16 protein-coding genes are annotated in these 21,739 nt (G+C 67.4%); 10 read left to right on the forward strand and 6 right to left on the reverse strand.

Annotated features, from left to right (window positions below; genetic code table 11):
* Positions 1-3: 3 nt before the first annotated feature.
* Positions 4-3,744, reverse strand: coding sequence for a nitrate reductase subunit alpha (locus ABZV44_RS24260; protein ID WP_354840370.1), 3,741 nt, complete (start codon positions 3,742-3,744; stop codon positions 4-6).
* 323 nt (positions 3,745-4,067) lie between these two features.
* On the opposite strand from ABZV44_RS24260, the gene ABZV44_RS24265 reads away from it, so the two are divergent.
* Together ABZV44_RS24265 and ABZV44_RS24270 are read left to right on the forward strand one after the other, a co-directional pair.
* On the forward strand, positions 4,068-4,511 hold the full coding sequence (locus ABZV44_RS24265) for a YdeI/OmpD-associated family protein (protein WP_354840373.1): 444 nt from the start codon (positions 4,068-4,070) through the stop codon (positions 4,509-4,511).
* 126 nt (positions 4,512-4,637) lie between these two features.
* Positions 4,638-6,224, forward strand: coding sequence for a DUF222 domain-containing protein (locus tag ABZV44_RS24270; protein ID WP_354840375.1), 1,587 nt, complete (start codon positions 4,638-4,640; stop codon positions 6,222-6,224).
* 693 nt (positions 6,225-6,917) lie between these two features.
* Here ABZV44_RS24270 and ABZV44_RS24275 read toward each other — a convergent pair.
* Positions 6,918-9,230, reverse strand: a complete 2,313-nt coding sequence (locus tag ABZV44_RS24275) for an arylsulfatase (RefSeq protein ID WP_354840377.1) — start codon at positions 9,228-9,230, stop codon at positions 6,918-6,920.
* A gap of 136 nt (positions 9,231-9,366) precedes the next feature.
* On the opposite strand from ABZV44_RS24275, the gene ABZV44_RS24280 reads away from it, so the two are divergent.
* The 5 genes from ABZV44_RS24280 (at position 9,367) to ABZV44_RS24300 (ending at position 15,706) form a co-directional block, all read left to right on the forward strand.
* The gene (locus tag ABZV44_RS24280; protein ID WP_354840380.1) at positions 9,367-10,953 is read left to right on the forward strand and encodes an ABC transporter substrate-binding protein; all 1,587 of its coding nucleotides are present in this window, start codon (positions 9,367-9,369) and stop codon (positions 10,951-10,953) included.
* The gene (locus ABZV44_RS24285; protein WP_354840383.1) at positions 10,950-11,909 is read left to right on the forward strand and encodes an ABC transporter permease; all 960 of its coding nucleotides are present in this window, start codon (positions 10,950-10,952) and stop codon (positions 11,907-11,909) included. The genes ABZV44_RS24280 and ABZV44_RS24285 overlap by 4 nt, the downstream gene beginning before the upstream one ends.
* Positions 11,906-12,796: an ABC transporter permease gene (locus tag ABZV44_RS24290; protein WP_354840385.1), complete on the forward strand. Its 891-nt coding sequence runs from the start codon at positions 11,906-11,908 to the stop codon at positions 12,794-12,796. Before ABZV44_RS24285 ends, ABZV44_RS24290 begins: the two co-directional genes overlap by 4 nt.
* Positions 12,793-14,715, forward strand: coding sequence for an ABC transporter ATP-binding protein (locus tag ABZV44_RS24295; RefSeq protein WP_354840388.1), 1,923 nt, complete (start codon positions 12,793-12,795; stop codon positions 14,713-14,715). Before ABZV44_RS24290 ends, ABZV44_RS24295 begins: the two co-directional genes overlap by 4 nt.
* Positions 14,716-14,977: 262 nt before the next feature.
* Positions 14,978-15,706, forward strand: coding sequence for a helix-turn-helix transcriptional regulator (locus ABZV44_RS24300; protein WP_354840803.1), 729 nt, complete (start codon positions 14,978-14,980; stop codon positions 15,704-15,706).
* A gap of 7 nt (positions 15,707-15,713) precedes the next feature.
* Here the strand turns inward: ABZV44_RS24300 and ABZV44_RS24305 are convergent, their stop codons facing one another.
* The gene (locus ABZV44_RS24305) at positions 15,714-17,462 is read right to left on the reverse strand and encodes an NTP transferase domain-containing protein (protein ID WP_354840390.1); all 1,749 of its coding nucleotides are present in this window, start codon (positions 17,460-17,462) and stop codon (positions 15,714-15,716) included.
* A 356-nt stretch (positions 17,463-17,818) separates the two neighbouring features.
* On the opposite strand from ABZV44_RS24305, the gene ABZV44_RS24310 reads away from it, so the two are divergent.
* Entirely contained in the window at positions 17,819-18,604 is a 786-nt protein-coding gene (locus ABZV44_RS24310; protein ID WP_354840393.1) for a helix-turn-helix domain-containing protein, read from the forward strand.
* A 69-nt stretch (positions 18,605-18,673) separates the two neighbouring features.
* Here ABZV44_RS24310 and ABZV44_RS24315 read toward each other — a convergent pair whose 3' ends face one another.
* Positions 18,674-19,555, reverse strand: a complete 882-nt coding sequence (locus tag ABZV44_RS24315; protein ID WP_354840395.1) for an alpha/beta hydrolase — start codon at positions 19,553-19,555, stop codon at positions 18,674-18,676.
* A gap of 220 nt (positions 19,556-19,775) precedes the next feature.
* Here ABZV44_RS24315 and ABZV44_RS24320 point away from each other — a divergent pair, with 220 nt between their 5' ends.
* Positions 19,776-20,216, forward strand: coding sequence for a hypothetical protein (locus ABZV44_RS24320; protein ID WP_354840398.1), 441 nt, complete (start codon positions 19,776-19,778; stop codon positions 20,214-20,216).
* Between the two features lie 49 nt (positions 20,217-20,265).
* Positions 20,266-20,550, forward strand: a complete 285-nt coding sequence (locus ABZV44_RS24325) for a WhiB family transcriptional regulator (protein WP_354840400.1) — start codon at positions 20,266-20,268, stop codon at positions 20,548-20,550.
* A gap of 89 nt (positions 20,551-20,639) precedes the next feature.
* Here the strand turns inward: ABZV44_RS24325 and ABZV44_RS24330 are convergent, their stop codons facing one another.
* Positions 20,640-21,398, reverse strand: a complete 759-nt coding sequence (locus ABZV44_RS24330) for a VOC family protein (RefSeq protein ID WP_354840402.1) — start codon at positions 21,396-21,398, stop codon at positions 20,640-20,642.
* A 35-nt stretch (positions 21,399-21,433) separates the two neighbouring features.
* On the reverse strand, positions 21,434-21,736 hold the full coding sequence (locus tag ABZV44_RS24335; protein ID WP_354840404.1) for an MGMT family protein: 303 nt from the start codon (positions 21,734-21,736) through the stop codon (positions 21,434-21,436).
* Positions 21,737-21,739 lie beyond the last annotated feature (3 nt).

A 21,739-nucleotide genomic window follows, 5' to 3' on the forward strand; every position in this document is an offset into this window, starting at 1 on the left:
ATATCAGTACTCCACTTCCTGCGAGCGCTTGCGAATCGTGGTGACCTCGTCGCGCTGATTTCCGGTGGGGCCGTGGTAGTTCAGCGCGAACGACTGCTGCGCATAGCCACCGATGAGGTGCGAGGGCTTGATCATGATCCGGGTCAGCGCATTGTGGATACCACCGCGTTTACCCTTGCCCCGCTTGACATCCGCCGTGCCTTCGATGCGCGGCACGTTCACCGCGCGGTCCTGGGCGTGGTACATGAACACCGTGCCCTCGGGCATGCGGTGCGACACGATCGCGCGCGCCACCACGATGCCGTTGCGGTTGATGGCCTCGATCCAATCATTATCGGCGACACCGATTTTTGCGGCGTCCCTGTCCGACATCCAGATCGCCTGACCGCCGCGCGAGAGCGTCAGCATGTGCAGGTTGTCCTGGTAGGCGGAGTGGATCGACCACTTCGAGTGCGGCGTCAGATACCGCACGGTCACGCCGTTCTCGCTCACCTTGCCGATACCGGGCTCCGCGAACAGCGCGGTCATGTCCAGCGGCGGCCGGTAGATCGGCAGCTGCTCGCCCAGCTCCATCATCCAGTCGTGATCGAGATAGAAGTGCTGCCGCCCGGTCAGCGTGTGCCAGGGCTTGGACCGCTCCACATTGATGGTGAACGGCGAATACCGGCGTCCGCCCGTCTCGCTCCCGGACCATTCCGGTGAGGTGATCACCGGAACGGGCCGGGCCTGCGTGTCGGCGAAGGTGATTCGCTTTCCCTCGTGTTCGGCAGCCAGGTCGGCCAGCTCGGTTCCGGTGCGCTCTTCGAGCGCATGGAACCCTTCCACCGCGAGCCGGCCGTTGGTGGTGCCGGACAGTGCCAGGATCGCCTCGGCCGCGTGGGTGTCCTTGGCCAGGGACGGACGGCCCTGCGCGACACCGGAAACCACAGTGCCGTTGACGCCGCGCAGGTAATCTACCTCGATATCGGGCAGAGTGGTGACACCCTTGGTGGTGAGTCCCAGCGTTTCGACCAACGGCCCGAGCGCGGCCATCTTGTCCGCGACATTCGGGTAGTCACGTTCGACGACAACGAGTTTGGGCATGGTGACACCCGGAACGGGTTCGCATTCGCCGTGCTTCCAGTCCAGCACCCGCCCGCCGGCCTGCGCCAGCGCGTCGGCGGTGTCGTGCTGCAGCGGCAGCGCGACCACGTCCCGGCGCACGCCCAGGTGCTTCTCGGCCAGCCAGGAGAACCCGCGGGCAATGCGGTGGAAGGCCTCGAAATCGGTCTTGGCTTCCCAGGGCGGGGAGATGGCCGGGGAGAAGGCGTGCACGAACGGGTGCATGTCGGTGGAGGACAGGTCGTGCTTCTCGTACCAGGTGGCGGCCGGGAACACGATGTCGGAGAACAGGGTCGTGGACGTCATGCGGAAGTCCATCGACATCAGCAGATCCAGCTTGCCGGTGGCGGCCTCGTCGCGCCATTCCAGCTCCTGCGGGCGCACCCCGGTGGTCTCGGTGGTCTGCAGGTTGGAGTCCGCGCCGAGCAGGTGCTTGTGGAAGTACTCGTTGCCCTTGCCGGAGGAACCCAGCAGGTTGGCGCGCCACACCGTCAGCACGCGCGGGAAGTTCTCGGGTGCGTCGGGATCCTCGCAGGCGAAGCGAAGATCGCCCGACTTCAGGCCGTCCACCACGTAATCCGCGGGTGTCCTGCCCACCTGCTCGGCCTCGTCGACGAGATCGAGGGGATTGCGGTTGAGCGTCGGATACGACGGCATCCAGCCCAGGCGTGTTGCGAGCGCGATATTGTCGGCCGCCGTGCGCCCGGAGAAGGTGCCCTTGCTCAACGGTGAGGCGAACGACTCGGAGGTGAACGGGTCGTAGCGCCACTGGTTGTTGGCCAGGTACCAGAACACGGTGCCCTGCATCTGCCGCGGCGGCCGCTGCCAGTCCGAGGCGAAAGCCAGTGTGGCCCAACCGGTCACCGGCCGACACTTCTCCTGGCCCACGTAATGCGCCCAGCCGCCGCCGTTCACGCCCTGGCAGCCGGTGAGCAGGGTCAGGGTGAAGAAGGAGCGGTAGATCTGGTCGGAGTGGAACCAGTGGTTGGTGCCCGCGCCCATGAGGATCATGGACCGGCCCTTGGAACGCTCGGCATTGTCGGCGAATTCGCGGCCGAGGCGTTCGGCCTGCTGGGCGGGGACGCCGGTGATCGACTCCTGCCATGCGGGAGTGTACGGCTGGGTCGCATCGTCATAGCCGGTCGGCCAACTGCCGGGCAGGCCGGGCCGGGCTGCGCCGTACTGCGCCAGCAGCAAGTCGAACACCGTCGTCACCCGTCGTCCCGCGATGACGGTGGTCGGCACGCCACGGGTGAGGACAGCTGCATCACTGCCCTCGAACCCACCCGGCGGCCCGTCGAAGCGGGGGAACTGCACGGCCGCAACATCATCGGTGCGCCCGTACAGGGTCAGCAGGGGATCGGTGTCCCCCAGGTCCAGGTTCCAGCGCCCCTTGCCCGCCTCGTTGAAGCGGTGGCCGAGAGAGCCATTGGGCACCTGCGGACTACCGTCCGCGTCCAGCAGCACCGTCTGGTGCTCGACGCCCTCGCCGGTACGGCCGAGATCGGCGGCGGTGAGGAACTTGCCGGGTGTGAAGGTGTGACCGCTGTAGTCGCCTTCGGTGGACCAGCCGCCCTCGTGCTCGTCCAGCACCACCAGGTACGGCAGATCGGTGTAGCGCTTGACGTAGTCGTTGAAATACGGAGTCTGCTTGTCCACGAAGAACTCTCGCAGCACCACGTGACCCATGGCCATGGCCAGGGCGGCGTCCGTACCCGGGCGCGCGGGCACCCACTCGTCGGCGAACTTGGTGTTGTCGGCGTAGTCCGGGGAGACCACCACCACCTTCTGGCCGCGGTAGCGGGCCTCGGTCATGTAGTGCGCGTCCGGGGTTCGGGTGACCGGGACATTGGAGCCCCACATGATCAGATAGCCGGCGTCGAACCAGTCGGCGGACTCGGGAACGTCGGTCTGGTCGCCGAAGACCTGCGGGGAGGCGACGGGTAGGTCGGCGTACCAGTCGTAGAACGACAGCATCGAGCCGCCGATCAGCGAGATGAACCGGGCGCCGACCGCATGCGAGACCATGGACATGGCCGGGATCGGCGAGAAACCCGCGATGCGGTCGGGGCCGTACTTCTTGATCGTGTAAACGTGTGCGGCGGCGGCGATTTCGGCGGCTTCCCACCATTCGGCGCGCACGAACCCGCCCTTGCCGCGCGCGGACTTGTAGGCCTCGGCCCGGTCCGCGTCCTCGACAATGGACTCCCACGCCAGCACCGGATCCTTGAGCCGGGTCTTGGCGTCGCGGTACAGCTCCAGCAGCGTGCCGCGCACGTACGGGTAGCGGATGCGTGCGGGGGAGTAGGTGTACCAGGAGAACGACGCGCCACGCGGACAGCCGCGCGGCTCGTACTCCGGCTTGTCGGCGCCGACGCTCGGGTAGTCGGTCTGCTGCGACTCCCAAGTGATCACGCCGTCGGAGACGTAGATCTTCCACGAGCACGAACCGGTGCAGTTCACGCCGTGCGTGGACCGCACCACCTTGTCGTGCGACCACCGATCCCGGTAGAACTCGTCGGCCTCGCGCCCGCCCACCTTGTGCAGGGTGCGCAGATCACCGGACACCTCGCCGCGGTTGAAGTACTTCCCCAGTCGAAGCAGCGCATCGGCGGACGAGTGTCCGTTCTGCGTAATAGCCATAACGCCCCCTTCGAGCTGGAAAACCGGGCTGCTGGCTCGACTGTAGGGACGCGGGGGGAGGCATCAAAACGGTTTGCTCACAATGCTCGAAGCGCATTTGTGAGCTGTGAGATCGCCGCAATGTTCCGGTCACTGCGGGGTAGCGGCCGAGGTCACACCTTCCGGTCGCGACCTGGGGAAACCCCTTCGCAGGCGGTGAAACACGTTCTCGGAAGGGGCTTCCGGGGCAGTGGCGGTGAAGCTTCCGAAACGGTTGGTTCTCGGTTACTTAATATTTGTTAACACACCTTCGGATTGCTGAGTGATCGCTATATCGTGCACCCATGCAACGATTCGACGGCGTCATCGAGACCGCTGCCAACGGCGGTGCATACATTCGCATTCCCCCCGACATCATCGCCGCCCTCGGCGGCGGCGGCCGCATCCCAGTCCAGGCCACCTTCGACGGCATCCCCTATCGCGGCTCCATTGCCAACATGGGTGCGGGACCGTGCCTGGGACTGCTGAAGGCGATCCGCGCCGAACTCGGCAAGGGGGCAGGCGACCGGGTCGCCGTCACTGTCGAGCGTGACACCGTGGAGCGCACCATAGCTGTCCCCGACGACCTCGCCGCCGCACTGCGGGAGGCGGGGGTGCAGGACGCCTTCGACAGGCTCTCGTACACCAACCGCCGTGAGCACGTCACCGCCGTGACCGATGCCAAGAAACCGGAGACTCGCACGCGCCGGATCGGCAAGATCGTCGAGTCCCTCGCCGGCGGTTCTTGAAACGGATCGGATGTCACATCGAAATTCGTTGACGAAGTTGCTATTTCAGATCCGATCCGTTGAATTACGTTGTAATATAGGACATTTCGGGTTACTCATATTTAAGGATAGCGATAGAATTAGTGCATGGATTCGACGGGGGTGACACTCGACACGTGCGGCATCGCAGAACTGGCGGCCGCCGTCGAAGACCTGTCCGATTCGGTCCTCCACGGGAACCTCACTCCGCTCGCTGATGGTGATGTCGTGGATTTGATGCAGCGGTTGGAAACCTGCAAACGTCAACTGTCGGCGCTGGATTCACGCCTGATCATCGAGGCCTGCAATCGTTCGCTGCCCGAAGGCAGTGGGGCGAAGGGGATGGTGCCGTTCCTGCGGCAGACCTTGGGTCTGTCGAGGTACGACGCATCGGTGCGAGTGAAGATCGCCATGCAGTGCGGGGAATTCTTCGAACCCACCGGACACCTGCGCCCGGCCGCGTTGGAGAAGACCGCCGAAGCCTTTGAGGCAGGCGATATCTCGCGTGATCATGTCCGCAACATCATCGACGTGATGAACCACCTGCCCGCCGACATCCCCGCCGAGACGCGTGCGGAGGCCGAGGGCATCCTGGTAGGCCATTCCCGGGTCGGCTGGCCCGATGATCTGCCGAAGATCGGTCGTGACATCCTCGCCCGGGTCGACCCGGACGGCAAGGTCGTCTCCGACACCGATCGCCGTCGCAAGCGCGGAATCCTGCTGTGCCGCCCCGGCATCGATGGCATGTCCTGGATCGAGGGCTGGATCACCCCCGAACTGCGGGCCCTGCTCGATGCCGTGTTCGCCAAGTTCGCGCGCCCGGGCATGTGCAACCTCGAAGACGCTGAAAGCCCCACCGCCACCGCCACTGTCATCGACTCGAAGGCTCTCGAGGCCGCCGCCCGCCGCGACCGCCGCGACGCCGGTCAGCGCACCCACGACGCCCTGTTCGCACTCCTGCAGCCCGGCGTCGACCCCGCCAAACTCGGCTCCCACCGTGGCCTGCCGGTGCAGGCCATCCTCACCATGAACCTCGCCGACCTCGAGCGTGGAGCCGGGGTCGCGACCACAGCCTCGGGCGGCCACGTCTCGATCAACGAGGCGTTGAAGCTGGCCGAGGGTACCCGCCCGGTACTGGCGGTCCTCGACGCCGACGGGCTGCCGCTGTACCTGGGCCGCTGCCAACGCCTGGCCACCCCCGCCCAGCGCCTGGCATTGATCGCCCGCGACAAGGGCTGCACCCGCCCAGGATGCGACGCACCCGCGAGCATGTGCGCGGTCCACCACATCACCGACTGGGCCAAAGACGGACCCACGGATCTGACCAACCTGACCCTGGCCTGCGATCACTGCCACGCACTGGTCAACGACAGTCCCGAGGGTTGGAAAACCGTTGTCATGGGCAAGGATTCCCCGTATCGGGGGCGGACCGGGTGGATTGCCCCGAAACGTCTCGACCCCACCGGCATTCCTCGCGTGAACGACAGGCATCACGTGGGGCAGCAGGTCGCCGCTGCCATCGAATCCAGTTGCCAGAAGTGGGTGCGCGGGCCGCGTGATTCCCGGACCGCTCGTGTCCTGCTGGCGTGCGCAGGGCACGGGGAGGTGTGGGTGGACGATCGGGATCACGTGGGGCAGTGGGTCGCGGCTGCGATCGATTCCAGTTGCTGGAGGTGGGGTGCACGGGCGGCGTGATTCCCGGCTGCTCGTGTGCTGCTGGCATGCGCAGGGCACAGGGAGGTACGGGTGAACGATCGCCACCACGTGGGGCAGTGGGTCGCCGCTGCCGTCGAATCCAGTTGCCAGAAGTGGGTGCACGAGCGGCGTGATTCCCGGCCGCTCGTGCCCTGCTGGCGTGCGCAGGGCGCGGGGAGGTGCGGGTGAACGATCGGCATCACGTGGGGCAGCAGGCCGCGGCTGCGATCGAATCCAGTTGCTGGAGGTGGGTGCTCGGGTGGCGTGATTCCCGGCTGCTCGTGTCGGGCTGGTGTGCGCTGGGACGGGGAGGTGTGGTCACCTCGCCTGCCCTATCGGACTTGGGCTGACGCCGGGTCGGGAGCGTCTCCCGCCGACCCCGGCCCGGGGACTGCACGCATCACCTTCTACAGACAGAACCCACCGCAAGTCCACCCTGAGTTCCTCGAACACCGAACAACCACAGCGGTCTTCTCCTCGCTACATCCCATCCTGCGGATACCCCAACCCCGAGATCCAAGCGAATACCTGCTGCAGCGACACCCACGTGCAGGTTCAAAGGTGAGCGGGCTGGGAGACGAAGGCGCGTCCCCAAGCCCGCCCCCTCCCTTCTCCAGGCGTCTTTGTCTTTTTGATCTTTTGGTTCTTTGTCTCTTCGTCCTTTTGGGTTGTCGGCTTCGGGTTTTGGGTCTGCTACTCCGCTATCAGTTCGGCTTCGGAATCCAAGACTTGTTGGGTTGACTCGGGCACGCCGACGGGGCCGGGCCGGTAGGTGATGGAGTGGAGGGAGCCGGAGTAGCGGAAGACACCTCGGCGGTCGCGGAGGGGCCAGGAGACGGGACCGCGGGCGTCGAGGCCGACGGAGATCCCCGTCCAGGGGGACATGCCGACGAGTTGGACCTGATTGGGGAGGGTGGCGGCGCGGACGCCATCGATGCCGATGGTGAAGTCCCAGCGCAGGTGGGGTTGGACGGTGGCGGAGACAGTGAAATGGCGGCTGCCGGAGGGGATTTCACCGGCGTCGACTTCGGTGTAGCGGCCGTAGGCGTTGTAGCCGAAGATCAGGTGGTCGTTCTCCACGTAGAGGAGGTAGCCGCCCAGCGGGTCGCCGTGGGCGACGAGAACGCCCTCATCGCCGGGACGGTAGCCGGCCAATTCCACTGTGATCGTGAAGTCGCGGTAGGCGATCAGTCGCTGGGAGCGATAGCGCTCGAGGGTGGGGGTGCCGGGCAGGATGCGGACCTGCCCGCCGAGCCGGGCCTCCTCCGGTCGGCGCCGAGCCAGGTCCTGCCGGGTGACGAGCGGGAAAACCGTGTTGTGCCACGCGGCTTCGTCCCACGCGGCCGAGAGCTCGGCGACCTTGTCCGGACGCTGCCCGGAAAGATCGTGGAGCTCGGTCGGATCGGTGCGGACGTCGAACAGCTGCCAGCGTGGATTGTCGATGCCGCGCTCGGGCTCATAGAGCGCGAGGAGTTTCCAGCCGTCGCGGTAGAAGCCGCGGTGGCCGGTCATCTCCGAATACTGCTCGACGTGCTGCGAGACGGCGGCCGGGTCGCTCAGCACATCCACCGCCGAGACGCCGTCGAAGTCCTTGGCGGGCAGTCCGTTCCGGACCGTCGGCCGTTCGAGCCCGGCGAGTTCCAGCAGCGTGGGCGCGAGGTCTGTGATGTAGACGTACTCCTCGCGCACCCCGGTATCGGCCTCTGTGCGCGGCAGCCCCCTGGGCCACGACAGCACGAACGGCACCCGCACCCCGCCGGCGAAGGTCTGCCCCTTGTAGAAGCGGAACGGCGTATTCGACGCCTGCCCCCACCCGCGCGGATAGTGCACCCCCAGTTTCGCGGTGCCGATCAACTCGTCGTCGTGCGGCACATCCCGCTCCCAGTCGGGCTCGTCGACCTGGGCGAACTGTGCGAAATAGGTCCGGGTGCCCTCGGGCCCGCCCTCCGCGGTGCCGCCATTGTCGGAGGTGAACACGATAATGGTGTTGTCCAGCTCGCCGAATTGCTCGAGCACCTCCACGATCCGCCCCAGGCTCTGGTCGATGCTGTCGACCATGCCCGCGTACACCTCCATGTACCGCTCGAACCGCGCCCGCTGCTCATCGGTCAGCGCATCCCACTCCTGCGCTTCATAACCCGGCTCGGTATTGCGCGGCTTCTGCTGTGTCCCCGCCGGGAACAGCCCCTGCGCGATCTGTGCGGCGAATCGGCTCTGCCGCAACCGATCCCAGCCCTCCCGATACCGCCCCCGATACTTGGCCTGATCCGCGGGCTTGGCCTGCAACGGCCCGTGCATGGCGGTGTGCGCGAAGTAGAGGAAGAACGGTTTGGCCGCGTCGTGCGCCCGCAGGTCCTTGAGGTAGCCGATGGCGCGATCGGTGTAGTCGTCGGTCAGGTAGTACCCCTCGGGATACTCCTCGACATCCACCGCCGAACTGTCGGAGATCAGCTGATTCGGATAGTAGAAGGAGTTCAACCCCTCCAGCGACCCGTAGTACCGGTCGAATCCACGCTGCGTCGGCCACGAATCCCGGTGCGCCGCCGGATGCAGCGTGGCATCGCGGACCAGATGCCATTTCCCGACCGCGTAGGTCGCATATCCATTGGCGCGCAATATTTCCGGCAATGTCAGCACGTCATCGGCCAATTCCAGCCGCAGCCCCGGATAGCCGGGATCGGCATTCGCCACGAAGCCGAAACCGGCACGGTGGGAATTGATTCCGGTCAGCAGCGCCGCCCGCGACGGTGAGCACAGCGGGGTGGTGTGGAAGTTGGTGAGCCGCAATCCGTTCGCGGCGAGCCGATCCAGGGTCGGGGTCTCGATCTCCGACCCGAACGGGCCGATATCGCTGAAGCCCATATCGTCGACCAGCACCACGACGATATTGGGCGCACCGGCGGGCGCGGTCGGCGGATAGTTCCACTCCGGCGTGGAATCGGCGGTGGTGCGGCCGATCTCGCCGGCGAAATTCTCATAGCCACGGGCATGGGCGGGGACTGACATGCCCCCAGCAAAGGGCGCGGGCCCGTGCCGGAGCCAGGGTTTCACTCTGGCTGCGTGCAACCGGTGATCCGTCATACATCCGCGGATAGCGTCGCCGCACACCATTCGGCCCCGGTCCACACTCGAGGTTTTCCAGATGAATTCGTCCCCCGGCGGTCTGCACCGCCGTCATTTCCTGCGCGGTTCCGCCGTCGCCGCCCTGGCGATCCTCGGCAGCGGAGCGCTGGCCGCCTGCACCTCGGCGGTGAACCAGCAACGCGGCGGCGACGACAACGCGCAACCCGTGCGCGGCGGGACGCTGAAGTACGGCGTGCTGGTGGACCTCGTGCCCGCCAACCTGCTCACCAATACCGGCACCACACCGTATGTGATCGGCCTGGTCTTCGAATCCCTGGTGCGCTACCCGCACGACAAGCTCGAACCTCAGCCGCTGCTGGCCAAGAGCTGGACCCTCGCCCCCGACGGCAAGTCCGTCACCCTGGACCTGCGCGACGACGTGAAGTTCCACAGCGGCCGCCCGTTCACCTCCAAGGACGTCGAGTTCTCGCTGCGCACCTACGCCGATCCCAAGTGGTCGGCGCAGCTGAAGAGCACGGCCGCCGCCGTCACCGGCTTCGACACCAGCGATCCGCACCGCATCACGCTGACGCTGGCGCACCCGCTGAGCAATCTGTTCGACCTGCTCGACACCGTCCCCATCCTGGACAGCGAGTCGATCGACCAGCTCGCCACCGGCGACAAGATCATCGGCACCGGCCCGTTCCGGTTCGTGCAGCGAATCCCCAACCAGCAGTTGGTATTCGAGAAGAACACGGCCTACTGGGTGCCGGACCGCCCCTACCTGGATCGCGTCGAATTCACCGTCATCGCCGACAATCAGGCGCAGCTCAACGCCCTCAAGACCGGCCAGATCCACCTCGCCGACGGCATCACCTACCGCGACAACGAGAACCTCGCCAAGACCGACGGCTTCCGGGTCATCACCTTCGAGGGAGCCGAACTCCAGGTCTACGTCGGCGCGAACGTCGCCGACCCCGCCCTCGCCGATGTGCGGGTGCGCCAGGCCATCGCCTACGCCCTGGATCGTGAGCGCATCATCAAGGAGGTCTTCCGCGGGGCCGGCTATCCGCTGAACCTGCCGTGGCCCAAGAACTCTCCCGCCTTCGACGACTCCCGCAACAGCCGCTACACGCGAGATGTGGCCAAGGCCAAGCAGATTCTGGCGCAGCTGCCCAAACCGCCCAAGCTGCCGCTCACCTACAACACCGCCTACCCGGTCTTCGAGGCCACCGCACAGATCGTGCAGGCCAATCTCGCCGAGATCGGCATCGAGGTGGAACTCGCGCCCACCGAGAACGCCACCTTCATCAAACAGCTGATCGGCGCGCAGTTCCCGGGTCTGTGGATCACCGACCACTCCTGGGCGCAGTTCGTGCCGTCCACGCTGACCGTCAGCGCCTACCCGTTCAACGCGCGCAAGAACGCCTCCCGCTACGAATCGCCCGACTACGTCTCGGCCGCCGACGCCGCCTGGCAGCTGCCGCGCGCCACCGGCCCGGACGCCACCCGCGCCTACCAGGCACTCAGCGATCAACTGCTGGACAGCCTGTTCCTGATCGAGATCGGCGTGCACTACCCGCAGGACAGCGCATCCCGGAAACTGCACGGCTTCGACTGGACCAAGCGCCGCGAGCACGTGTTCACCCAGGCGTTCCTGGCATGACCGCCTATCTGCTGCGCCGGGTGCCGTCGGCCCTCGCGGTCCTCTTCGGCGCGTCGGTGCTGATCTTCCTGCTGCTGCGACTGGTGCCCGGCGATCCGGCCACCACCCTGGCCGGGCCGGACGCCACCCCGGAAACCATTGCCGCCATCCGGCATCAGCTCGGCCTGGACCGGCCCATCCCGGCGCAGTACCTGTCATGGCTGCACGGCGTGGTGACCGGAGACCTGGGGCGGTCCTACGTGATCGGTGGCCAGATCGCGGATCTCATCGTGCGGGGTCTGTCGAACACGCTCATCCTGACCGCCGCGGCGTTGTCGCTGGCGGTGATCGTGAGCCTGGCGGTATCCGTCGCCTCGGTCCTGTGGGATCGGCGCTGGCTCAATGCGATCGTGGCGGCCGCCAATACGGTGACCGTCGCCATCCCGGTCTTCGTGACCGGTGTGCTGCTGGTGCTGGTGTTCGCGGTCGCCATTCCGATCCTGCCGGCGGGCGGCATCCCGCCGGACGGGTTCCTGGCCCGGCCCGACATCGCCGTCCAGTACCTGCTGCTGCCCGCCATCTGCCTGGGCCTGCCGGTGGCCGCCGCGCTGACCCGCTTCCTCACCGAGGCCCTGCGCACCGAACTGGCCAAGCCCTACGTCCTCACCGCCCGCGCCCTCGGCATTCCGCGCCGCCGCATCATCACCCACGGCGCACTGCGAAACGCATTGCCCACCATGCTCACCGCGCTCGGCATCCAGACCGGCAATCTGCTCGGCGGCGCGGTGCTGGTGGAGGCCGCCTTCGCCTGGCCCGGCATCGGCCAGCTCATCGAGCAGGGCATCAACCGGCGCGACTATCCGGTGGTGCAGGCGCTGCTGCTGTTCTCGGTGGCCGTGTTCGTGGCCATCCAGCTGACCACCGACATAGCGCACGCCTACCTGGATCCGCGCATTCGTATCGGAGGCCGCGTATGAGCGAGCCCGCCGTCGCCGAGCGCGGCGACACCACGACGGTCACGGAAAGCCCTGGCCGCGAACCGAATCCGGGGCGGCCGCTACTGCGGGCGCTGACCCGCGGGCAGGGGCTGGCGGGCGTGCTGCTGATCGCCGTCATCGCGGTGGCGGCCCTCGCCGCCGGTCTGCTCACGAAATACGGCCCGCTGGAGCAGATTCCGGGAGCCAACCTGCTCGGCCCGAGCGGCGAGCACTGGCTGGGCACCGATGAGCTCAACCGGGATGTGTTCACCCGGACCCTCTATGGCATCCGCGTGGACCTGCTCATCGCCTTCTTGGCGGTCCCGGCGGGCGCGATGCTGGGTTCGATCATCGGTCTCGCGGCCACCGTCAATCCGGTGGCGGATGTGCTGGCGCAGCGCGTCTTCGACCTCATCCTCGCCTTCCCGGCTCTCATCTTCGCCATCGCGCTCACCGCGGTCACGGGACCGGGCGCGCACGCGGTCGTCATCGTGATCATCGCCGCCGAACTCCCCATCTTCGGCCGCCAGATCCGCACCGCCGTACTGGCCGTGCGCGAACAGCCCTACGTGGAGGCCGCGGTGGTGATCGGTGCGAGCACCGGCTGGACACTGCGAAAACACGTGCTGCCCAATGTGATCGAACCGCTCGCCGTGCAGCTGGCGCTGTCACTGTCGCTGGCGGTGTTCGTGGACAGCGCCATGAGCTTCATCGGCATCGGCGTGCGCCCGCCGGACCCGTCACTCGGGTCGATCATCGCCGAGTCCACCCGCAACCTGGACGCCAATCCCGCCATGGCCGTCGGCCCGCTGCTGGTGGTTTCGGCGCTCACCCTCGGATTCCTGTTGATCGCCCAGGCTCTGGGCCGTGCCCGGAGGATCGGATGACCGACGACACTCTGCTCGACATTCGAGACCTGGTGGTGAGTTTCGGCCCGCGCACGGTGGTGAACGGCGTCGGGGTGCGCGTCGCGCGCGGTGAAACCGTCGCGTTGGTCGGCGAATCCGGCTCCGGCAAATCCCTCACCGCCCGCGCCGTCCTCGGACTGCTCCCCACCGGCGCGACCGCCACCGGCTCGATCCGCCTCGACGGCACCGAGATCATCGGCGCCACCGAGACCGACCTGCGCCCCCTCCGCGGCACCCGCGCGGCCATGGTCTTCCAGGAACCACAGACCGCGCTGAACCCGGTGCGCCGCATCGGAACCCAGATCGCCGAAGCCCTGCGCGCCCACCGCCCGATCAGCAGGTCCGAGGCCCGCGCCCGCGCCATCGAACTCCTCACCCAGGTCGACCTCCCCGAACCGGCCGAACGCGTCGACTGGTACCCCCACCAACTCTCCGGCGGCCAGAAGCAACGCGTAGTCATCGCCCTGGCCCTCGCCGGCGACCCCGACCTCCTCATCGCCGACGAGCCCACCACCGCCCTCGACGTCACCGTCCAGGCCGAAATCCTCCGCCTCCTCCAGGACCTCCAGCGCCGCAACGACACCGCCATCCTCTTCATCACCCACAACCTGGGCGTAGTAGCCGCCATCGCCGACCGCGTAGTGGTCATGCGCGCCGGCGAAATAGTCGAAACCCAGTCGGTCCACGACCTTTTCGCGACTCCGCAGTCCGCCTACACCCGCGAACTGCTGGCCGCGGTCCCCGTACTGCCTGCCGGCCCAGCGTCACCGTCGACTGTGGCGGCGCCATCTTCGTCATCGGCGTCTGTGACAGGGCGGTCTGTGTCATCGACGACCGTCGGAGGTCTTTCCGCGCCGTCGTCGAATGCGGACGGGTCGGCGGAACGAGTCGCATCGCCCACCCCACGTGCTGCGGCGGTGCCCCCGCTCAATGGGGTGTCCCCGGTGCCCGCGGGCGTAGTCGTATCCCGGGACGCTTTGGACATTTCGGGCACTGACTCGGCCTCCGATGTTTCCGGGGCCAGTGTGCCCGCGGGCGCGGGGAAGTCAGCGCCGACCGCTGAGTCGGCGGCCGAGCCAGTGCTGCGTCTCAGCGACCTGTCGGTGGTCTACCGCCGCCACGGTAAGCGCTTTCAGGCCCTGCATGATGTCTCGCTGACGCTGGCTCCGCGCGAAGTGGTGGGTCTGGTCGGGGAATCGGGTTCGGGCAAGAGCACGCTCGGCCGTACCGCGCTGGGGTTGGTGCCCGCGGCTTCGGGAGAGGTCGTGTTGCAAGGCGTCTCGTTGACCGGGTTGTCTCAGCGGGAATTGCGGGGGCTGCGCAAGAACGTCGCGCTGGTGCATCAGGACGTCGCCGCCTCGCTGGATCCGCGGCACAGCCTCGAGGACTCGATCGGCGAACCGCTGCGGGTGCATCGGGCGGCGTCGGGGGCGCTGTTGCGGGCCAGGGTCGGGGATCTGCTCGAATCCGTGCGCCTGCCCCGCGAGTATGCGAGCCGGCGGCCGGGCGAGCTGTCCGGCGGGCAACGTCAGCGCGTGGCCTTGGCGCGGGCGCTGGCCCTCGCGCCACGGCTGCTGGTGGCGGACGAGCCGACCAGCGCGCTGGATGTCTCGGTGCAGGCGCAGGTGCTCGAACTCTTCGCCGATCTGCGCGCCGAATACGGATTCGCCTGCCTGTTCATCAGCCACGATCTCGCCGTCGTGCATCAGGTGGCCGACCGCGCGGTGGTGCTGCGGGAGGGTCGCATAGTCGAATCAGGACCGGTCACAGCCGTTTTTCAGCATCCGCGCGAAGAGTACACGCGGCGCCTGCTGGACGCGGTTCCCGCCCCGGACCCGGCCCGCGCGCGCCGAGACGAAATCGTGTCCGTCCAAGTACCCCTCGCATTGGGGGCCTGAGAGTAATTTGGGGAGCGCCATTCCGCGCCGACTGTCACGACACACCGGAACTTATACCAATAGGAGTATCCGGTGATACTGACTGGATTTGCCGCGCGGAACGGTTCGTATCCGAATCTGTGTAAGTATCCGTCTCGAAGGAGATCTCGGCGGCGCCTCCACAGGGAGGCGCGGTGGGCCACCGGGATTCCGTACAGGAGGGAACCAGGTGGGCGCGAAAGCGGTATATGGACAGGATTCTCAGGAACTCGAAGCACCCACCTTGGGAAACCTGCTCCGCCGCCTGCGTGACAATCGCGGTGTTTCGCGCGAACGCCTGGCATTCAACGCCGGTGTAAGCGCAAGTTACATCACGCATTTGGAGAAAGGTGACCGCGGCAACCCGACCCGGGAAGTGGTCGAGGCGCTCACCCGCTATCTGCACCGGCTGGACCCGCTCTCCACCGAGGACCGCCGCCAGCTCGGCGACCTCGCGGGCCTGGGATCGGGCGAGCTTCCCTCCCCGAGCGAACTGCGCGCGGCGATCACACCCGAGATGCTGCGGGCCCTGGAGCTGCACAGCCCGAATATGGCCGCCCTGCTCGACACCCGCGCCAACCTGCTGGCCAGCAATGACAGCTGGGACGCCGCCTTCCCGGGCCTGACCGAGGACGGCAATATGCTGCGCTGGTTCTTCGGCAATGAGCTGGCCACCCGGGTCATCGTGAACTGGGAGGCCGATGCCCGCCGGGTCACCCGCTGGATGCGCGGATTGATCGGGCGATCGGGCAATACCGACGGATTCGCCGATCTCATTCGTGATCTCGGGCAATTCCCGAAATTCCGGCAGGCCTGGTCCGAGGGCGGCGTGGAGTTCGCACCGCATGTGTGGGCCGTGCAGCTGCGCAATCCGGTCACCGGGCTGCGGCACAAGGTCTACGCCCAGTACGGCCGGCTCGACAGCGCCGCCTACCCCGGCCAGTTGCTGACAGTTCTCGGGCTACCCGCCTGAACCCGCGTCACCCACGCAGCGGGATGAATTCGGCCGGTGCGCCGTCCACGGCGTCGGCCGGGACGACCACCACGCCGTCGCGGTGCAGCAGATCGGCCAGGTGCGCGGTGCGCAGCCGGAGATCGCCCCGGAAGCCGCCGCCGGGCAGCGCCTGGGCCGGGACGATGCGCAACACCGGCGCGGTCAGCTCGGCGGCGTTCACCAGCGGGCCCACGATCGGGCGGGCCGGGGTCGCACCCGTCAGACCCTCGACCGTGGCGCCGATCAGCGTGAGCAGGGTGGCGATCGCCGCGAACGGATTGCCCGGCAGCCCTAGAACGACTGGGCCGGAGGCCAATTGCGCGGCCACGGTGGAGCCCCCGGGCCGCAGGCGCAGGCGGCGCAGCAGCATGGTGGCCTCGGAGCGGTCCAGTGCCGAGCGCAGCTGATCGGCCGCGCCGCCGCCGGTCGCGCCGACGATGACGAGCAGATCGCAGTCCGCGGCCGCGGCCAGCACCTCGTCGAAGGCATTCGCGGTGTCGCGCAGGTGAACCCGATCGATGGTGGTGACGCCGTACCAGCCCAGGACATCGGGCAGGATGGGCCCGATCGAGTCCCGGGTCTGACCGGTGTGCAGCGGCCCCTCGCCGCGAATCTCGTCGCCGGTCATGACGATTCGCGCCCGCACCGGGCCGCGCACGTCCGCCGCCGCGACCTCCGCGCTGGCCGCCACCGAGATCAGCGCGGCTGTCACCGGGGTGCCCACGGCCGCGAGTTCCGCACCGGGGAGCCAGTATTCGCCGCGCCGGCGCACATCCTCGCGAATCGGGGTGTCCGGCAGCCGGTACAACATGCCGTCGGCCTCGAGGCGGACGAACTCGTCGCGCACCACCGAACCGGTCCCGTCGGGCACGTGCGCGCCGGTGGCGATCCGCACCGCCTCGCCGTCCAGCAGACCCACCGGTCGCTGCCCGCCCGCGAAACCGATATCGCGGCGCAGCCGCCAGGGCCCGTCGCCGCTCACCGCGTAACCGTCCATGGCCGAGACATCGAAGCGCGGCAGCGCGTCCGCCGCGAGCAGGGGCGCGGCCAGCGTCGCGCCGCGCGCGGCCCGCAGCACCGCGTGGCGCACCGGCAGCGAGGAGATGCGCCCGCGCAGCACATCCCGGGCCTCGTCGAGCCACAGCGGGGCGGCCGTGAGTGCCGCCCCGGTCCGGGCCCGCCGCACGTCCTCGGGGGTGTCGCAGTCGTCCACGCCGGGTAGCGTAACCATGGCGGTATCGACCGGCACCAGCGCCTTCATCGGCCGGTTCACCAGGGAATCCAGGTCTTTCAGAGCAGCGACCAGGGCGGCGCGCCGCCACACCCCGACCAGATACTGCGGGCGGCCCGAGGCATCCGCGGCGAAGACCGCGTCGCTGCCGGATTCCCTTGCATGGGAAAGTAATTCGTCCACCGCCGAGGCGGTGAGGAAGGGCATGTCGGCGGCCAGCACCACGATCAGCCCGGCCGGGAACTCACAGCCGGCGAGGGCGCCGAGCCCCGCGGCAATGGCCGCCACCGGGCCCGCTCCGGCCGGTATCTCCTGTGCCTGAAGGATTTCCGGCGGCAATTCGGGCCGATGCGGGCCCACCACCACGGTGCGTGCACAGCCGGCGACCGCCGCCAGCGCCGCGTCGAGCATGGACTGCCCGCCGACCACGATGGTCGGCTTGTCCACCCCGCCCATCCGGCTGGCCTTTCCACCGGCCAGCACGATGGCGTCGACGGGTGTCACGAGCCCGTTCCGGGGCGGGGGCGTGTCCTTCGTTCGCAGCGCATGGTTGAAGATCGTAGTGGCAGGCTGTTCGGAGCTTGTTGGGCGCACCCGGAAACCTGCGCTTGCTAAGCAATTGCCGTTAGTCGTTACGTTATGAGATGTGCCACGACACATAGTAGAAATGGTGTTGTTTTAACGTTGAGAACAATCTCATATGGCAGTATCCGACCTGAGAACTGGCGGAGTACACGGCGCTCGTCACAGTTCACACCAGGCGTCACACCGGGGTCCCACTGTCCGGTACCGGGAGGACTCAGAGCGATGAAGGTTGGTTTGCTGAATGTTTGTGGAGAGGGAACGGCGTGGTGCTGGGCGTGAAACCGGATAGGGACTCCGACGATCTGAAGCCGCCGACATTCGGACTGCTGCTGCGCCGCCTGCGTGATGAACGAGGCGTATCACGAGAAAGGCTGGCGTTCAATGCCGGCGTGAGCGCCAGCTACATCAGCCATTTGGAGAAGGGCGATCGCGGCCACCCCACCCGCGAAGTGGTGGATGCGCTGCTGCGATATCTGGACCGGATAACCCCGCTGTCGGCCGTCGAGCGCCGGCATCTGCTCGACCTGGCCGGACTCGGCGTGAGCGAATTCCCCACCGTGGAACAACTGCGCGGTGAAATCACCGATGACATGCGCCGCGCCCTCGACCTGCACGAACCAAATCTCGCCGCCTACGTCGACACCCGCTGGAATGTGCTCGCCTGCAACGAGAGCTACTCCCGCGCGTTCCCCGGGCTGGAGCGGGACACCAATATCCTGCGCTGGTTTCTGGGCAACGAGGCCGCCCGCGAGGTCATGGTCGAGTGGGAGGAGGAGGTCCGGCTGACCGTGCACTGGCTGCGCGGTCTGATCGCGAGCTCTGGAGATACCGCCTGGTCGGTTGAATTTCTTGGAGAACTCGGACGTTTCGGACTTTTCCGGGAAATGTGGGACGAGGGCGTCGCGGCCTACGGCAGGCCCCGCGCCACCATGCGGCTACGCGACCGCGAGCGCAATCGGCGCTTCGATATCGCGGTGCAGTTGTTCAGCGTCTTCAATGCGGCCTACCCCAGCCAGATTCAAATCTTCCTCGGCATTCCGAGTTGGCACGAGGCCGGGTGAGAATCCGCCGGCCGTGACCGCCCCGGGCACGGCCCGCTCCCTCGAATACTCGGGGCGGAAGCTCCCCCGTCACCGCACGGCCTGGACCTCGCGTCCCCCACGCATCCGCGGCCACGGTGTCGACAGCGCTCGCGTCAGCCGGTTCTCCCGCCGGGCGTTGGACAGCTCGACCAGCCGGATCAGCAGCGGCGCAACCACTTCCGGATGAGTCCAGGCCGCGCCGTGCCCCGCGCCCGGAATGGTGACCACACCGCCGGCCCCGGCCAGCCCGGTGGCCAACGCCTCGGACTTCTGGGCGGTGCTGTTGGCGTCGTGACTACCGCGCACCACCAGGGCGGGCACGGTGATCTCCGGTAGTCGATGCAGTACCGAGCGCCGGTCCATCAGGCAGCGGGCGGCGGGCATGATGCTCTGGCGGTCGGAGTTGTACCAGCGGCTGGTCCAAGCGCGCCACAGCCGCGGATCGGTGCCGCCGATGAGCTGCGGCGCCAATTCGGCGACCAGTGGGGCCAGCGGCTCCGGACCGGTCCAGCATTCGAAGAATTCGCGGTAGTAGGCCAATTCGGCCGGATTGCACGCGGTGGCCTCGGTATCGATCAGGGCCAGGCCCTGCACCCGCTCCGGCGCCAGCAGTGCCATGCGCAATGCGGCGTAGCCGCCCTGGCTCATTCCGCCGACGACCGCCTTCTCGATTCCGAGGTCATCGAGGACCGCAAATCCGTCCGCCGCCAGATCCCAATAGCTGAACGGTTCGCCATCTGGTGACTGGGTGCGACCATGGCACCGCGCATCGACCGTTACGAGATTGACACCGGCGTCTGCCAGAGGTTCGCGCATCGGCTCGAACATCGACTCGTCCATGAAGAACCCGTGGGCGAGCAGCAGGGTCGGGCCGTTGATCTGGCTGGTGACGTAATGAACTGTTGCAGAACCTGATCGCACATAAGGCATGGTCGGACCCTAGACGGCGGAAGCGGCCGCCCCTACATGTTTGCCCGCGTGGTGCCAGGCACCGTTCGGTGAGGTTCCCGATGGGTACCCACACTGGCCAGTGTCAGTACTGCTAGGGGTTTGCCCCAGATTGCCTCAAAACTGGACAACAAGATCACGAGCCACTTTTAATCAGGCCGTGGCGCTTTTGGGACAAGCGCAATTTCAAGGGAGGAAACAAATGTTCGACGTCACCACCGCAGCTCGGCGCAACGACTTCCGGATCGATCGCGGCGCGGGATTGCGGGAGTCGCTCGAAGGTCTGCTGTTGCACGACGGGGTCGGCCTGGATGCGCGGATGCGCCATGCGATTTCGGCCGTGGTACACCTCGCGGTAGATGCTCCGCTCGGCATTCCGGAAGACGCCGAAGAATTCCTGGGCCGACTGGACGCCTCGTGGCTGTTCGCCGCCTGGAATGACAGCGATCAGGAACTGTCTCTGCTGAATACCCTCGCGTGCGGTGAGGTTCCGGCATTGAGCTGGTGCGAACTCATGTTCACCACCGCGCTCGCGCCTTGGTCGGGTGCGCCGGCTGCCGTGCACGCCCGTCGTATCTTCGTCAATGGTGAGCAGGCCCGCCTCGCCGCCGTCAGTGGCGACTGCGGTATGGGACGCGCGTAAAACATACCACGCGTTTTTCTTTCTGAAACTTATTGAAGGGATAGAGGAAGTGAAGCTGCTTTTCACCAATTTCGACGCAATGTTCGAATCCCTCGCCCGCCGCGACGGATCCGAGAGCGAATCATGGCATCAGCAGGCGCTGTGCACTCAAACCGATCCCGAGGCATTTTTTCCCGACAAGGGCGGCTCCACCCGTGAGGCCAAGCGCATTTGCTCCTCTTGTGGGGTGCGCAAGGAATGCCTCGACTACGCAGTCACCCACGATCAGCGCTTCGGCATCTGGGGCGGCCTTTCGCCGCGCGAGCGCCGTCGTTACGAGCGCGGCGCGGCCTGACGGCTAACCGGACCCGCTGGGTGATCCGGCTCAGCGCGGGCACGGACTTGCCTGATCCTCGCGCGGGGAAGCGGTCGGGATCAGCAGCGTCAATCGATAGTCGCTCGTAAGAGACAGAATTCATTGGTCTCCGGATCGGCCAGGACCAGAACCGGCTCGACAGCCGGTGACTCACCGCCGGACGGCGGTGCGTCGGGGCCGACCGGAACCGCGCCCGCGGCCCGCAACCGGGCCGCCTCCACGACGGGATCGTCGCTGGGGAAGGTGACGAGATCCAGATGGAGACGGCTGCGCTCACCCGGCGCCGCCGGCTCGAGCAGGAATTCCAGCCACGGGCCCTGCCCGGTAGCGGCCCGGATACCCGCGTAGCCGGCGGTCCGGTGGGTGAGCGGCCAGCCGCAGGCGGCGGACCAGAACTCGGCCAGCCGCGACGGGTCCCGGGTATCCATCACGATGGCCGCGACCGCACCGGTGTCCACGTACTGTTCACGCGGCTCCAGCACACAGAACTCATTGCCCTCGGGATCGGCCAGCACCGTCCACGGCACCGCGCCCTGGCCGATGTCCAGTCGGCGGGCGCCCAGGGCCAGCGCCCGGTCCACCTGCAGCCGCTGATGATCCAGCGAGCGGCTGCACAGATCAAGGTGGATGCGGTTCTTGGCGGTCTTGGGCCGCCGCGACGGGAGGAAGGTGAGCGCCACGTCCGGAGCGTCGGGGTCCGGTGCGGCGACATCGACCTCGCCGGGACGGTCCACCGTCACCTCCCAGCCCAGCAGCTCGGCCCAGAAGCGGGCCGCCGCCCTGGGCTCGACCGCATCGAACACCACGCAGGCCAGACGGGTGGACATCTTTTCACGGTAACCGGCGGGCGGGGTGGCGCGTATCAGGTTTCGGCGAACCGATAACGGGCGCGCCGCAGGTCCACCCGGCCGTCCGCGATCGGGCAGCCCTCCGCGGCCAGCTCGGCCAGCTGCCGATGCGCCAAATGTGGTGCGGGCGTGCCGTTTGCGCGCAGCACCCGGTGCCACGGCAGGTCCGCGGAATCGGTGCGCATGATCCAGCCGACCGTGCGGGGCGTGGACAGACCCGCCGCGGCCGCGATATCGCCGTAGGTGGCGACCCGGCCGGGCGGAATGGCCGCGACCAATTCGCGCACTCGCTCGACTTCGGCTTCGGTGGTTGGCATTTC

The organism is Nocardia sp. NPDC004860 (assembly GCF_040609015.1).
Taxonomy (GTDB): Bacteria; Actinomycetota; Actinomycetes; order Mycobacteriales; family Mycobacteriaceae; genus Nocardia.